A 14,563-nucleotide genomic window follows, 5' to 3' on the forward strand; every position below is an offset into this window, starting at 1 on the left:
AATGAAAACGCCATCATGAAAAAGAACATCAATCTTTGGAAATCTTGACTATCCGGCGACATTTGAATGTGCTAAAGTGTTTCAAGATAGTTATGAATGAGAGGAGAACGGCGTGTGACATCAGTAGTAAAGGAAAGTATGTTAAAAGTGATCGTGGCTTCGATTGGGGGATTCGTCATCGCCGTTGCCATGAACTGGTTTTTGATTCCAAGTGGTGTATATTCGACTGGATTTACAGGACTTGCCCAAATCTTGACGCAAGTCCTTCAAAATACAGCATTTGCGTTTGGTGAAAACGTCTGGTTCTTGGCGTTGAACATACCTCTGATTGTGCTCGCATGGATCATGTTAGGTCGGAGCTTTACAATCATCACCTTGATTTCAGTTTTGGCAACGACGATTTTCATTGGTCTTATTCCTCAATATGCTGTCATACCAGGTGATCAAACACTGAATGCAGTGTTTGGAGGGGTCTTGCTTGCGATCGGTACCGGTATCACGATTAAGTTCGGTGCTTCGACGGGTGGTTTCGATATCGTTGCCTTAATCTTCGCTCGTTTCTCCGATCGCAGTGTCGGCTTGTATCTGTTCGTCTTGAATTTCTTGATCGCATTATTAGCAGGAGCGTTGTTCGGTTGGTCGACTGCTTTGTATACGATCGTCTTCATCTACGTGACGTCTAAGGTCGTCGATGAGATTCATACGAGCAATCAGCGTCTAACGATTTTCATCGTCACGAATCATGCGGATGACATCACGACTGCTTTGCATCAGCACATCATTCGAGGAATCACGCAAATTCCTTCGATCGGTACGTATTCTCGAGCTGAAAAAGCGACGTTGATGATGGTCATTGAGCGTCATGAATTACGGGACATTGAACGGATTTGCCGGGAAGCGGACGAGACGGTCTTCATCAACGTCGTCGCGACAGACTCGGTCGTCGGATACTTCCGAAAAGGATAATGAAAAAGGCACTTGCTCTGCGATTTGCAGCAAGTGCCTTTTATCTGTTTTCATGCGAGCCCGAGGACGTGTCGCAAGTAATACGCGATCCCGTCATCCTCATTTCGCTTCGTCGTGCCGTTTGCCAGATGCTTCAGCGCGGGGATGGCATTACCCATCGCGACACCGTGTCCAGCATACTCGATCATCTCTAAATCGTTTTCTTCATCGCCAAACGCAACGATCTGTCGCGAATCAATTCCAAGGTGGTCGGCGATATGGGCAAGACCGACCGCTTTGCTTGTACCTTTACGCATCACTTCGACCATGAATTCAGGCTTTACCCATTGACGATTGAGTACTGTCTCGGCATGGATACCAGATAGTTCGGAGCGGATCTCATCGACGTGTTCTCCTTTGGCATGAATCAAAAGAGATGTTGGTTCATGCATAAGCACCTTTCGTAAATCTCCGGTCGTGACGGATAAGGCGTGGTCGGTATAGAATTCGTAAATGCCAACCGGGTCATATTGAAAATAGACATGATCCGTGACTTCGCAGACGATGTTTTGTGTTTTTGTCTCAGCGACAGATTCTAAAATATGTTGAACAGTTTTTAATGGAATCGGATGATGCTGAACTTCAAAGTGGATGTCTTGTGGATGATGGACGAGACCACCGTTAAAGTTAACGATCGGTGTCGTTAAACCGAGCTGTTCGTAATATTTTCGAGCGTGACGAAATGGTCGTCCAGTTGCTATGACGACTTCGTGACCATTCGCACGCGCACGCTGGAGCGCAGCGATGTTCGCAGCGCTGATTGTCTTATCATCTTTTAAAAGGGTGCCGTCGAGATCGACAGCGATTAAGTGACGGGTCATGATGAAATCCTCCGCTTTCTTTTCGTTAATTCTACTGTAGCATATGAAGCGATTGTCCTTCGTATGAAACAATTAAGTTTTTCAAGGAAAAGAAAGCGCTTGAAAAAATTAGAGAAAAGCTGTTGCTTGGATTAAAAAATGGTATACTACAAATCGTAGGATAACTCTATAGTACGTTATGGAAACGGAGGGGAAATCATGCGTTTTCTCGTTACATTCTTTTGGTCATTCTTACTCGTGAACACGGCTGTGTTCATCGTATCGGCAGTTGATGCAGTAACGTATAGCTTCGGATTCGCGACAGCTATGTCTGTCGTTACTTCACTTGTCGTCTTCGCACTCGATGCCGTCAATGAAGATTTAGGTCTTGGTCAAGGGACTAAGGCAGAATAAGGAAAAGCGAGATGTCGTCACATGGGCGATAGGCTCGCTTTTTGTCTTAAGGAGGAATGATCGATGATCGTCATCGAACAGGTTCTGTGGCAACAGATGCCGCAAAATGTCTACATCGCAGGGAATCAGATCATTGGAATCGGTTCCTACACCATAGATGAAGCACTGATCACGCACCGGATTGATGGTCGCAACAAACGGCTAGTCCCCGGATTCATCGACGGACACTTACATCCGATCGGTGGAGGAGGAGAAGGCGGATTTGCCACGCGAACGGCACCGTTGACTGTTCGTGACATATTCGAAGGCGGTGTCACGACGGTCGTTGGATTACTCGGAACGGATGGTTGGACACGAACAGGAATTGACCTACTGGCACACATACGGGGATATGCTGCATCTGGTATCCGTCCCTTTCTATTAAGCGGAAGTTATATGGTTCCGCCGGTCTTCCTGACGCAATCGACAGGACATGATATCGTCCTCATCAATGAAGTGATCGGCATCGGAGAGATTGCCATCAACGATCACCGATCGACACAACCGACGGCTCATGAACTCGCGCGATTAGCGTCAGAAGCCCGAATTGCCGGCATGGTCAAAAGAGTGTCGGGAACGATGAACGTCCATATCGGAGACGGGAAACAAGGGCTCGATCTGTTACATGAGGTGATTGATACGACGGACCTCCCTATCGGACAATTCCTTCCGACGCATATCAACCGGAGTGAACGGATCTTTGAAGCGGGACTCGCCTGGGCGAAACGGGGAGGTCGAATCGATTTTACGACGTGTACGACGGAAACTTTCATTGCGGAAGGCGAGATTCCAGCAGGACAGGCTGTTGCTCGTGCTTTAGCAGCGGGAATCCCACCCGAGCAGATCACGATGTCGAGCGACGCTGGCGCAAGTCTTCCGGCGTTTGATGATGCAGGTCGCTTAGTGCGGATTGATACAGGAAAGCCTACTTCTCTGATGCAAGCCGTTCGCGATGCAGTGGAGCATGGTGTTGCTTTTGATCAGGCAATCGCGACGATCACGCGACATGTCGCGGATGCATATGGTATACCGGGCGGGCGAATCGCGGTCGGAGAACGAGCGGATCTGTTACTGATTGATGACGCTTTGCAAATCGATACGATTCTTGCGAATGGTCATGCTATAATGATTCAGAAAAAATGGCTAATACCAGAATGACGGAGGGATAGACGTGTCAAAGAAGTCGAAACGTAAAAACACGAAAAAACCGCAATCCAAGGCGAATTGGATTACAGCGGGAGTCATCGCCTTGATCGTATTGGTGGGAGGATTACTTCTTGTCTTCACGGATCGAGAAGATTCTGCATCGAAGAACGGCAATCTAACGGCTACACAAGTCGCAGATAAAGTAAAATCCGGTGATGAATTCTATACGTATTTCTATCAAACGGGTTGTTCCCACTGTGAAAAAGTAAAACCATATCTCGTCCCGCTTGGTGAAAAACAAGACATTCCATTCGAACAGATCGATCTTGCTGTCGAACAGTCGGCTTGGGATACGTTTGGCATCGAGGGTACACCGACTGTCGTTCACTTTAAAGACGGTAAGGAAGTCGGACGCGTAGCAGGAGAGCAAACGGAAGACAGCTATAAAGAGTTCTTCGCTGGAAAAGACGTAAAGGACTCAAAAGAAGAATCATCTGGTGATCTCAATGATTAAAAAATGGTTTTACTCTCGTGTGTTCGAATTAAATGGACACCCGCTTGTTGCCAAACAACTAAAACGTTTTGCGATGAGCCGTATCAGTCGTCCGTTCATCCGTCCGTTCGTTCAGGCATACGATTTAAATATGGCAGAAGCGACTCGGAGCCTCGAGGAGTATTCGAGTTTACATGACGTCTTCGTTCGCCATGTCAAACCAGAAATGCGACCGATCGATCAAGCAGAAGGCGCATTCGTCAGTCCGTGTGACGGTGTGCTATCCGTCGTTGACGATTTGACGGCTGATAGCCGCTTTACTGTCAAAGGACAATCGTATACGGTATCTGAGTTACTCGGTTCCCATCATGAAGCACAACAATATGTCGGGGGACGTGTGATGATCTTTTACTTAAGTCCGCAAAACTACCATCGTGTTCATGTGCCGATGGATGGAACAGTCCGGACGAGCTATACGCTCGGTCGCGATTCAGCACCGGTAAATGAGATTGGTCTCACACATGCGCTTCGTCCATTGACGCGGAACTACCGTCGTGTGACGCGCATCGTCCAAGGGAAACATGCACTTGAACATGTCATGGTCGGTGCGTTAAATGTCAACTCGATCGTTCGGACGAACGAGTCGAAGGAGCTTCGTCGCGGGGATGAGTTCGGATACTTCTCATTCGGTTCGACGGTCGTCCTGATTTGTCCGAAGGACGCATTGACGTTAGACAGTCAAGCAATCGGACCAGTTTTAATGGGGCAACGCCTCGGACAATGGCATTCATGAAAGCGAGACGCCCGTTTTGGGCGTCTCCTTACGTTTAGGAGGAATGAATCATGCCGGCACTGGCATTAGCAGAAATCGGAAGTACACAGGTCCAAACGTATATCGCACTCATCATTTTTTTAGTGACCTATGGCTTCATCATCAGTGAAAAAGTAAGTCGGGCGATCGTCGCCTTGCTTGGAGCGCTCACGATGGTCATCATCGGTATTGTGGATCTTGAAACCGCATTGTTTGAATATATTGAATGGGGAACGATCGTCTTATTGATTGGCATGATGATTCTCGTCACGATTGCCAACCAATCTGGATTGTTCGAATACATCGCAATCCGCGCTGCGAAGACGACGAAAGGTGATCCGATCAAGGTACTGATTCTACTGTCCGCATTGACGGCACTTGGATCTGCATTCCTTGATAACGTCACGACGGTTCTATTGATCGTTCCGATCACGTTTTCGATTACGAAGATACTTAAAATCGCGCCGTTTCCATTCTTGCTCGCAGAAGTCCTATTTGCGAATATCGGTGGGACGGCGACCTTGATTGGGGATCCACCGAATATCATGATTGGTGCCGCAAATCCACATTTGACGTTCAATGCCTTTTTAGTGAATCTTGCACCGATCATCCTCGTCATCACGGTCGTGACGATCGGCATCCTGTATTTCATCTTCCGGAAGCAGTTGCATGTCGAAGCGGAAGATCGACAAAAACTGATGGAAATCGATGAGAAGAGCTATATCGTTAGTCGAAAATTGGTCACGCGAAGTAGTATCGTTCTCGTCAGTACGATTGCGTTGTTCGTGTTACATCCGCTGCTTGACCGGATCGGACTCCATCTCGAAGCACCAGCGATCGCGATTCTTGGAGCGACGGTTCTGATGTTGCTGACGATTGAAAATGATCATCAGCTCGAAGGGATTTTTGCCCGCGTCGAATGGACGACGATCTTCTTCTTCGCCGGACTGTTCGTGCTCGTCGGCGGGATCCAAGAAGCGGGCATCATCCGCTACCTCGCTGAAAAGACGATTGATTTGACAGGTGGCGATATTCAGACGACAGCGACTGCTGTTCTTTGGTTGTCTGGTATCGCCAGTGCGACGATTGATAACATCCCGTTCGTCGCGACGATGATTCCACTCATCAATGATGTAGCTGCTGGAATTGGATTATCATCAGCAGATGCGAAAGTGGACGTGTTATGGTGGTCCCTCGCACTCGGTGCCTGTCTCGGTGGTAACGGAACATTGATCGGTGCATCGGCGAACGTCATCGTCGCGGGTCTCGCGACACGACAAGGTGAAAAATTTACCTATATGCGCTTTTTGATTTATGGAGCACCGATCACGATCGTAACGTTGATTCTATCGCAACTCTATCTGTGGATTCGATATTATTAAGAAAACGGAAGGTGGACCTTCCGTTTTCTTTTGTGCGTCGCTCTTACTACCTGATTGTGCTATAATCGAACGATAAGAGCATAACTGTTTCTTAAACTTAACTATAGAGCTAGACCATTATCTGGAGGTTTTATTCTTGTTCAAACGACTTTATCCGAAACATTTCGTGGCTTCGATCTACGATATCGACCTTGAAATGCTCAAACGAAACGGTGTCAAAGCGATTTTGACCGATCTTGATAATACGCTCGTCGCATGGAATATCGCAGATGCTCCAGACGAATTGGTTGCTTGGCTGGATATGGTGAATAATCAATATGGTTTCGACGTCATCATCGTATCGAACAATAACGGAGACCGCGTCAAGAAGTTCGCGGATCCACTCGGATTGCATTATATTGCGCCTGCTCGAAAACCGCTTCCTATCGGGTTTAAACGAGCATTGACGGAATTCGGTTATCATGCGAAGGAAGTTGTCTTCTTAGGAGACCAACTCTTTACGGATGTACTCGGTGCAAACTCCGTTGGAATCGAAGTCATCCACGTTCAACCTGTCGTTAAGACGGACGGTGTCGTCACGAAATTCAATCGCCTGATGGAACGTGTCATTTTCCGCCGGATGAAACGCAAAGGAATCTATAAATTGACACAACGCGTCAAGGAAGATCCTTCTGCACTGGAGCATCCGATCGAAACACTTCGTCAGGATAAGCAACAATAACCCTGTCAGATCGGTAGATGAAAGGGAAGGCAGCAGTCGCAACATGTACGGCGAGAGGTCGGAAGTTACGCTCTTGGAGTAGCGAGCAGGGCGCTACGGTGAAAAGAGAAGGGATATCGTTCCCGCATGCGGCTCAACATAATATGATCGAAGAAATCCACTGCGCTGGCTGTGGTGTCGCCATTCAAACGGAAGACACAAAAGCACCAGGATACGCACCTAAATCTGCACTTGATCGTGAAATGGTCATTTGCCAACGTTGCTTTAAATTAAAGCACTACAATCAAATTCAAGATGTATCGTTATCGGACGATGATTTCGTTAAAATCTTAGACGGAATCGGTCAAAAAGATGCACTTGTCGTTAAAATCGTTGATATCTTCGATTTTAATGGAAGCTGGTTACCGGGATTACATCGGTTCGTCGGTAAAAACGACGTCTTACTCGTCGGGAACAAAGCCGATTTATTACCGAAGTCACTCAACCCGAACCGTCTCATGAACTGGATGCGTCAAGCATCGAAAGAACTTGGATTACGTCCAGTCGACGTTCATCTGATCAGTGCGAAAAAAGGGCACGGAGTCGATGAACTCGCTGAAAAAATCGATTATTATCGAAAAGGCCGCGACGTCTATGTCGTTGGTTGTACGAACGTCGGGAAATCGACGCTGATCAACCAAGTCATCAAACGCTTCGGTGAAGAAGATGAAGCCGTCATCACGGTCAGTCACTTCCCAGGAACGACACTAGACTTGATCGACATTCCACTCGACGATAACTGTAACCTGTATGATACACCGGGGATCATCAATCATCATCAGATGGCTCACTATGTTGATGCAAAGGACTTGAAGCTGATCACACCGAAAAAAGAGATCAAGCCACAAGTCTTCCAAATCCATCCGCAACAGACACTCTTCTTCGGAGGTCTTGCACGATTGGACTATATGGAAGGGAACAAGCGTTCATTCGTCATCTACATGTCGAATGAATTGAAAGTTCACCGGACGAAGCTTGAAAAGGCAGACGATTTATACGCGAACCATAACGGTGAGCTGTTGTCTCCGCCAAACGAAAAGACGCGTGAGATGCTACCGCCGCTTGTCCGTCATGAATTCAGCCTCCGCGACAACATGAAGACGGATATCGTCTTCAGTGGACTCGGGTGGGTTGCGGTTCACGGAAAAGGTGGACGTGTCGCTGCTTACGCCCCGAAAGGTGTCGCTGTATCCTTACGTGAGGCGCTCGTCTGATGCGCTTTGCCGTCATCGGTCATCCGATTGCCCATTCACTTTCACCTGAGCTGCATACAGCTTGGCTGGAAGCGGCTGGGCTTTTCGGCTGTTATGACCTCATCGATGTAACGGAGCAGCAATTGCCGCAAATCATTACGAAATTACGCACACATCAGCTAGACGGAATCAATGTGACGATTCCACATAAAACAGCAATCATTCCGTATCTGGATCGGCTAGAGCCGGCAGCTCAAAAAGCAGGCGCCGTGAATACGGTATATCGGCAGGATGGGCAGTTGATTGGTGCGAATACAGATGGAATCGGATTCGTCCGCGCGTTGACAGAACGTCGTCCGTCATTTCAAAAGACGCTCGTTCTTGGTGCGGGCGGTGCGGCGCGAGGCATCATTGCTGCGTTGCCCGGAGATGTGACGATCACGAATCGTACAGAAGAACGCTCTAAGGCAGTTGCCGATGAATTCGGAGCAACCGTTCTACCATGGCAAAAAACATTTGATTTAACGAGTTACGACGTCATCATCAATACGACTTCTGTCGGGATGGCGCCACATATCGAGGCACGTCCGATCGAATTGACGGAGACGCACGCCTTGATTTGTGATATTATTTATCGACCGACGCCGACCCGTCTATTGCGTGAAGCGACCGAAAAAGGTCTCGACACACTTGACGGCGTCCCGATGTTCGTCTTACAAGCGGCTGAAGCATTTGAACGCTTCACCGGACAAGCACCTGACCTTGCACTTGGCGAGCAGGTGATACGAAAGCAATTGGAGGAATTTTAATCATGTTAACAGGTAAACAAAAACGTTTTTTACGCGCGACAGCTCACGACTTAAACCCGATTTTCCAAGTCGGTAAAAATGGAGTTGGAGAAGCGATGTGTGCTGATTTGATGGATGCGCTCGAAAAACGGGAACTCTTGAAAGTACAAGTATTGCAAAATTGTGCGGACGCACCGAAGGATGTCGCACAAGAACTCGTCGCAGGAACGAATGCTGAACTCGTTCAAGTCATCGGAAAAGTCATCGTTCTCTATAAAGAATCAAAAGAGAATAAGACGCTCGAATTGCCACGATGAAAATCGGACTGATGGGCGGAACGTTCGATCCTCCGCATATCGGTCATCTCCTGATTGCCGAACAAGCGCAGGAACAACTCGAACTCGATGCGGTCTGGTTCGTACCAGCGAATGTGCCACCGCATAAACAACGTACAGTCACAGACGCAACCAAGCGTTTACGCCTTGTAGAAGAAGCAATTGCATTGAATCCTGCTTTTTCCGTCTCAGCAATCGAGTTTGAGCGCGAAGAGCCTTCCTATACGTATGATACGATTCGTGCACTCAAGCACCGGTACCCGGAGCATGAGTTTCTATTTCTCATTGGAGCAGATTCACTCGTGAGTCTCGATACGTGGTATCAAGCCGAACAGTTATACGAGGAAGTCGTCTTTGGTGCCGTCGCTCGACCAGGCAGTCGGTATCTGATTCCGCGTGGTGCCCGTGTGAAAGCGGTCGATATGCCATTGCTAGAAATTTCTTCGACGGATATCCGGCAACGGGTCGCGCGTGGACGGAGCATTCGCTACCTTGTACCGGAAGCCGTTCGACAACGGATTGAGGAGTGGAATCTATATGCGCCTTGAAGAAGCACGTCAAATCATTGAGCGTACGTTGCCTGAGCGACGCTATGTGCATACATTAGGTGTCGTCGAGACAGCGCGACACTTAGCTCTTAAATATGGTGTTGACGAAGAAGAAGCAACACTTGCTGCTATGCTTCATGATTATGCGAAATACCGCGATACGAATGAGATGCGTTCGATTGCCGTTGAATTGAATCAACGGGTTTTACTCGATTATGATGACGAACTGCTTCATGCGCCAGTAGGTGCGGAGCTTGTCCGTCGAGAACTTGGTCTTGATTCAGACGTGATTTATCAAGCGATCGCAAATCACACGACGGGGGCACCCGGTATGCCGTTGCTCGATCAAATCATCTTCGTCGCGGATGCGATTGAACCAAATCGCAGTTATCCAGGTGTCGAAGCGCTTCGTGAAGTAGCGGAGCAGGATTTGACGGACGCTGTCATTGCAACACTCAGTCAGACGATTCATTTTTTATGTAAAAAACAAGCCATCATCTTTCCGCGTACGATTGAGACGTATAATGCCTTCGTCGCGGCCAAACGAAAGGGGACCGTCCTATGACAGTCGAACAAGAATTACAATTAATCGTAAATGCCATCGACGATAAACGCGCTGAAGATATCGTCGTCCTGAATATGTCGAGCATCTCACCAGTTGCCGACTACTTCGTCATCTGTGAAGGGAATTCAGAAAAACAAGTACAGGCAATCGCACGTGAACTCAAAGAAGTCGCGCACGAACATAACCTGCCGATCAAACGTCTCGAAGGATTCGATGCGGCACGTTGGGTGTTAGCAGATCTTGAAAACGTCGTCGTTCACGTCTTCCACCGTGACGATCGTGATTACTATAATCTCGAAAAACTCTGGGCAGATGCTCCAAAGGTTGAAGTCGAGGTCAACTAATGGCATACGAACAGTTCGCCTACATCTATGATGAATTGATGCAAGACGTCCCGTACGATCAATGGGTCGACTGGGTCAAAGCATACGTTCCGACTGGCAGTACGATTGCTGATATCGGATGTGGAACGGGTACGGCGACGCTTGCATTAGCGGCACACTATGAGATGCTCGGGATTGATTTATCGGAAGAGATGCTCGAAGTCGCGCAGGAAAAAGCGATGGAAGAGGGATTACGCATTCAATTCTGGGCGCAAGACATGCGCGAAATCGAATTGCCGACACCTGTCGATGCCGTGACGATCCTATGCGACTCCTTGAACTATCTCCGGACGGAAGAGGATGTCAAACAGACGTTTACACATGTAGCAGCAATCCTCAAAGAGGGTGGACGTCTCTTATTTGATACACACTCTCCATACAAGATGGAAACATTGTTCAATGGAAAGACATATGCGACACATGCGGAGCAAAGTTCATATATCTGGTTCGCGGATCCTGGTGAAGCACCGCTTTCTGTCGTCCATGAACTGACTTTCTTCATCGAGGAAGAGGACGGTCGCTATGAGCGTGTCGATGAAACGCATCATCAGCGGACGTATCCTCCAGCACAGTACGTGACGTGGTTACGCGACGCCGGATTCCGGGTTCTTGCGGTCACAGGCGATTTTGGACCGGATGCTCCTTCTGAGACAGCCGAGCGGATTTTCTTCGTTGCTGAAAAAATGTAAAAGTGATCTCATCCGTCTTCTTTAAGCGATACACGTTCGTGTTGCTCGAAGAAGACGGATTTTTTGTTCGTCAAACAGATGCTAATTCAAAGTAACGGTATGGATGATATGACCTTTATCCGACATAACACACCGTATCATGTTGTAAAAGAGTGGTTAGTACGTATTCCTTCGTTTCCTGAAGTCCGTAGCGACCTGTTAGAGTCGTGGAAAAAGGAGGGATTCGTCTTGACCGTTCCACGTTTGCAACAGATCGCAGGTCTCGTCGTCGTCCTGCTACTCATCATTTTATTGTTCGTACCATTACCCTCTTGTTCGAATGAAGCGATGGTCGATCAACCGTCCTTAACGGATAAACAACAAGAGGCAAAAGCAGAGCCAGCAGAAAAAGATACCTCGATTCGTGACAAACTCATCATGGTCGATGTGAAAGGGGCGGTAGAAGCACCTGGACCCTATCAATTTCACCTCGGTGATCGAGTGAAGGATGCAATCGAAAAAGCAAAGACGACTGAGAAAGCTGACATTCGACAAATGAATCTCGCGGCACGTCTCATTGATGGACAGGAAGTCATCGTGCCGGTAAAAAAGACGAAAGATCAGCCGAAACCAACGAAACGCTCAAAAGCAGAGATACCAAAAGGACTGATTGACCTCAATGCGGCAACGGCGGAACAGTTGATGGAGGTTCCGGGAATCGGTCCTGCCAAAGCAGAAGCGATCTTAGCCTATCGTGAGGAGAAGGGGGGATTTGCGACGTATGAATCACTCGGAGATGTGAAGGGCTTTGGGGAAAAGACGTTAGAATCGCTTAAATCCTACCTGATCGTCTACTGATGCCACTTCATGCGCTGTTCGTTCTCTTACTCATTGTCGCCATTAAAGAATCGATCTGGTGGTTAGTGACGCTGATGCTATTTACTGTCATGAAGTCATGGTCTTTTTCAATCGGTCGTCTTTTCTTTTTGTTCATTCTGAGTTGTCTATTCATCGGAATGGGTCATCTGTCACCTGAACCGCACGACGTCTCGTCTGTTGACATCTTATCAGGTAAGCGTAATGGGGATCGAATTCGCTATGAGGCGGAGAGCAACGGTCAATCGATTCTATTGACGGCAACGATTGCAGAAGATGAGACAGGATACGAACGAATCGGTTACTCCTGTCACGTCGATACGGAACCGCTCGATGTCCGTCAACAATCGAATGCGGGAGGTTTTGACGAACTGCAATTCATGCATACGAATCGTTACGCTGGAAAGTGGGAAGTACATTCGTTTGATTCCTGTCATCCGACACTTGGATATGCGGCAGAAGGAAGACGGGTACGTGAAGCATGGTTGAAACAGATAGAAGACTTGTTACCACAAAAGCAAGCATTCTACGTCGAAGCACTTGTATTTGGTGAGGATCGATTAATGGATCAAGTGACGCTCGAACGGTTTAAGAAATTCGGCTTATTACATGCGATCGTCATCTCAGGATCACATATCGCTTTTTTAGTGTTTAGTCTGCTGTACGTCTTACGAAAAATCAGGATGACAAAAGAAAAACGACTTGATATCGTTCTGATCTTACTGCCGATGTACGGATGGTTGACGGAGTGGAGTCCTCCAGTCACTCGGGCTGTGCTCGTCGCGATCATTCTGTTGCTCGGTCGTCGTTTCCACAAACCGTTAGATCCGGTCGAGGTCATTGCGGGGGTCGCGGCTTTTCAATTAGCGATTCAACCAACTGTCATTTACGATATCGGATTTCAATTGACGGTCGGACTGACGCTGTTTCTTGTGCTGTCGAGACGATTCATGGGTTCGGTTCGTCGTCCTTGGAACTGGCTACTTATCAGTGCGTGGGCACAATTCGGAACCCTTTTGTTTTTACAGGGGATTGAACAAACAACGGTTTCAATCTGGTCTCCGTTGTTGAATTTATTAATTGGTGGCTGGATTGAGTGGGTGATTCTGCCGGGATCTTTCATTCTGGCGACGCTTCCATTTTTACCGCTCAGTTCGACGTTTCAGATCGCGCATCAGTACGCGATTCAATGGATGGACCAAGCGTTACGACTGGCGGAGAATCTGCCGTTAGCAATGGTTGCCGTTCCAGCATTTTCTCCGATCGTCTTGACAATCGTCGTTGTCGGAACAGTAATCGCTTGGTATATTGCTGAGCGGAGATGGTGGGGGCATGCTCTCCCGCTGATTCTTTTGCTTACGGCATGGGGTTACACAGAGTGGCACGTACCTGAACAAATCACGTTTTTAGATGTCGGGCAAGGGGATAGTATCGTACTTGAGAAAGCAGGAGAAACGTTCGTCGTAGACACAGGTGGTGTTTATCAGCAAACGACACATCCACTGCTCCGTCCGTTTGATCCGGGTAGTCATATCGTCGCGCCCTTTTTATTCACACGAGGAGAAGCAGAAATCGACGGTCTCATCGTGACGCATGCTGATCATGATCACGTCGGTGGACTTCTAGGATTACTGCGTCAAGTTCGCGTGAAAACCATTTATTTAGGTGCGTATGACAACACGGATGAGAAGCGAAACGATTTGATTCGTTCGATCGAAGCAACTGGGACGCGTGTTGAGTTCGTTCAAAAGGGGCAAACGATTCGTCCCTGGTTACATGTACTTGCACCGACAGGACGAAAAGAAGAAGAGAATGATCGGTCTATCATATTACTTGCACAGATCGCCAAACAACGTGTTTTACTGACGGGTGACGCTGGCCTAGCAATCGAGGACGAATTAAGCGTTGGACCAATCGATATTCTAAAAGCAGGTCATCATGGTTCGAACACGTCGACCGGTGAAGAACTCTTGCAGAAGACAAATCCGAAGATTGTCATCTTATCAGTCGGACGAAAAAATCGATACGGGCATCCGCATCCGGACGTGCTTGAGCGGATCGGGACAGATCGGATCGTCTTTCGAACGGATGAGGACGGGAGTATAACTTGTTCTTCAGCGGGCTGTGAACCTATGATAAAATAAAAAAACAGCAACCCCCCAAGGTTGCTGTTTTACTGATTATAGACTTAAGAACTTAATTGCGACACCGATGATGAACAAGACTGCGAAGAAGCCGAATGATGCACCAAAACCAACGGCAGAGTCGAGCGCATCGTTGCGTTTTGATTGAATATCGTTTTCGAACGCGTTTTCACTTGGTGGGCGTACTGAATGTGCCATGCTGCATTCCCCCTT

18 protein-coding genes are annotated in these 14,563 nt (G+C 47.8%); 16 read left to right on the forward strand and 2 right to left on the reverse strand.

All coding sequences use genetic code 11. The features are described from left to right. Positions 1-114: 114 nt before the first annotated feature. On the forward strand, positions 115-966 hold the full coding sequence (locus KNQ14_RS10080; protein WP_050677689.1) for a YitT family protein: 852 nt from the start codon (positions 115-117) through the stop codon (positions 964-966). 50 nt (positions 967-1,016) lie between these two features. Here the strand turns inward: KNQ14_RS10080 and KNQ14_RS10085 are convergent, their stop codons facing one another. Further along, positions 1,017-1,826, reverse strand: coding sequence for a Cof-type HAD-IIB family hydrolase (locus KNQ14_RS10085; protein WP_133207938.1), 810 nt, complete (start codon positions 1,824-1,826; stop codon positions 1,017-1,019). Positions 1,827-2,024: 198 nt separating this feature from the next. Here KNQ14_RS10085 and KNQ14_RS10090 point away from each other — a divergent pair, with 198 nt between their 5' ends. The 15 genes from KNQ14_RS10090 to KNQ14_RS10160 all read left to right on the forward strand — a co-directional run bounded on the left by KNQ14_RS10090 (position 2,025) and on the right by KNQ14_RS10160 (position 14,350). Beyond that, a complete protein-coding gene (locus KNQ14_RS10090; RefSeq protein WP_023467415.1) occupies positions 2,025-2,219 on the forward strand; it encodes a YjzD family protein in 195 nt (64 codons plus the stop codon). A gap of 63 nt (positions 2,220-2,282) precedes the next feature. Next, complete coding sequence (gene iadA / locus KNQ14_RS10095; RefSeq protein ID WP_214860937.1) at positions 2,283-3,416, forward strand: beta-aspartyl-peptidase; 1,134 nt, start codon at positions 2,283-2,285, stop codon at positions 3,414-3,416. A 13-nt stretch (positions 3,417-3,429) separates the two neighbouring features. Continuing rightward, the gene (locus KNQ14_RS10100) at positions 3,430-3,918 is read left to right on the forward strand and encodes a thioredoxin family protein (protein WP_050677692.1); all 489 of its coding nucleotides are present in this window, start codon (positions 3,430-3,432) and stop codon (positions 3,916-3,918) included. Continuing rightward, complete coding sequence (locus KNQ14_RS10105; RefSeq protein ID WP_214860939.1) at positions 3,911-4,690, forward strand: phosphatidylserine decarboxylase; 780 nt, start codon at positions 3,911-3,913, stop codon at positions 4,688-4,690. The genes KNQ14_RS10100 and KNQ14_RS10105 overlap by 8 nt, the downstream gene beginning before the upstream one ends. 50 nt (positions 4,691-4,740) lie before the next feature. Next, positions 4,741-6,090, forward strand: a complete 1,350-nt coding sequence (locus tag KNQ14_RS10110) for an ArsB/NhaD family transporter (RefSeq protein WP_214860941.1) — start codon at positions 4,741-4,743, stop codon at positions 6,088-6,090. Between the two features lie 136 nt (positions 6,091-6,226). Further along, a complete protein-coding gene (locus tag KNQ14_RS10115) occupies positions 6,227-6,811 on the forward strand; it encodes a YqeG family HAD IIIA-type phosphatase (RefSeq protein WP_023467420.1) in 585 nt (194 codons plus the stop codon). Between the two features lie 143 nt (positions 6,812-6,954). Next, the gene (gene yqeH / locus KNQ14_RS10120; protein ID WP_023467421.1) at positions 6,955-8,064 is read left to right on the forward strand and encodes a ribosome biogenesis GTPase YqeH; all 1,110 of its coding nucleotides are present in this window, start codon (positions 6,955-6,957) and stop codon (positions 8,062-8,064) included. Continuing rightward, positions 8,064-8,852, forward strand: coding sequence for a shikimate dehydrogenase (gene aroE / locus KNQ14_RS10125; protein ID WP_214857042.1), 789 nt, complete (start codon positions 8,064-8,066; stop codon positions 8,850-8,852). The genes yqeH and aroE overlap by 1 nt, the downstream gene beginning before the upstream one ends. Before the next feature lie 2 nt (positions 8,853-8,854). Further along, positions 8,855-9,148: a ribosome assembly RNA-binding protein YhbY gene (gene yhbY / locus KNQ14_RS10130; protein WP_023467424.1), complete on the forward strand. Its 294-nt coding sequence runs from the start codon at positions 8,855-8,857 to the stop codon at positions 9,146-9,148. Then, on the forward strand, positions 9,145-9,714 hold the full coding sequence (nadD, locus tag KNQ14_RS10135; protein WP_064300344.1) for a nicotinate-nucleotide adenylyltransferase: 570 nt from the start codon (positions 9,145-9,147) through the stop codon (positions 9,712-9,714). The genes yhbY and nadD overlap by 4 nt, the downstream gene beginning before the upstream one ends. Beyond that, positions 9,704-10,279, forward strand: coding sequence for a bis(5'-nucleosyl)-tetraphosphatase (symmetrical) YqeK (yqeK, locus tag KNQ14_RS10140; protein WP_023467426.1), 576 nt, complete (start codon positions 9,704-9,706; stop codon positions 10,277-10,279). Before nadD ends, yqeK begins: the two co-directional genes overlap by 11 nt. Continuing rightward, positions 10,276-10,623, forward strand: coding sequence for a ribosome silencing factor (gene rsfS, locus KNQ14_RS10145; protein ID WP_023467427.1), 348 nt, complete (start codon positions 10,276-10,278; stop codon positions 10,621-10,623). Before yqeK ends, rsfS begins: the two co-directional genes overlap by 4 nt. Then, positions 10,623-11,351 (forward strand): class I SAM-dependent DNA methyltransferase, encoded by a 729-nt coding sequence (locus KNQ14_RS10150; RefSeq protein ID WP_058704798.1) that lies wholly within the window; start codon positions 10,623-10,625, stop codon positions 11,349-11,351. Before rsfS ends, KNQ14_RS10150 begins: the two co-directional genes overlap by 1 nt. 228 nt (positions 11,352-11,579) lie before the next feature. Continuing rightward, positions 11,580-12,188, forward strand: a complete 609-nt coding sequence (locus tag KNQ14_RS10155) for a helix-hairpin-helix domain-containing protein (RefSeq protein ID WP_023467429.1) — start codon at positions 11,580-11,582, stop codon at positions 12,186-12,188. Continuing rightward, on the forward strand, positions 12,188-14,350 hold the full coding sequence (locus KNQ14_RS10160; protein WP_214860943.1) for a DNA internalization-related competence protein ComEC/Rec2: 2,163 nt from the start codon (positions 12,188-12,190) through the stop codon (positions 14,348-14,350). Before KNQ14_RS10155 ends, KNQ14_RS10160 begins: the two co-directional genes overlap by 1 nt. 36 nt (positions 14,351-14,386) lie before the next feature. Here KNQ14_RS10160 and KNQ14_RS10165 read toward each other — a convergent pair whose 3' ends face one another. Beyond that, positions 14,387-14,548: a YqzM family protein gene (locus KNQ14_RS10165; RefSeq protein ID WP_023467431.1), complete on the reverse strand. Its 162-nt coding sequence runs from the start codon at positions 14,546-14,548 to the stop codon at positions 14,387-14,389. Positions 14,549-14,563: the final 15 nt, after the last annotated feature.

Origin of the sequence: Exiguobacterium sp. s161, from assembly GCF_018619045.1 — a bacterium.
GTDB lineage: Bacteria > Bacillota > Bacilli > Exiguobacteriales > Exiguobacteriaceae > Exiguobacterium_A > Exiguobacterium_A indicum.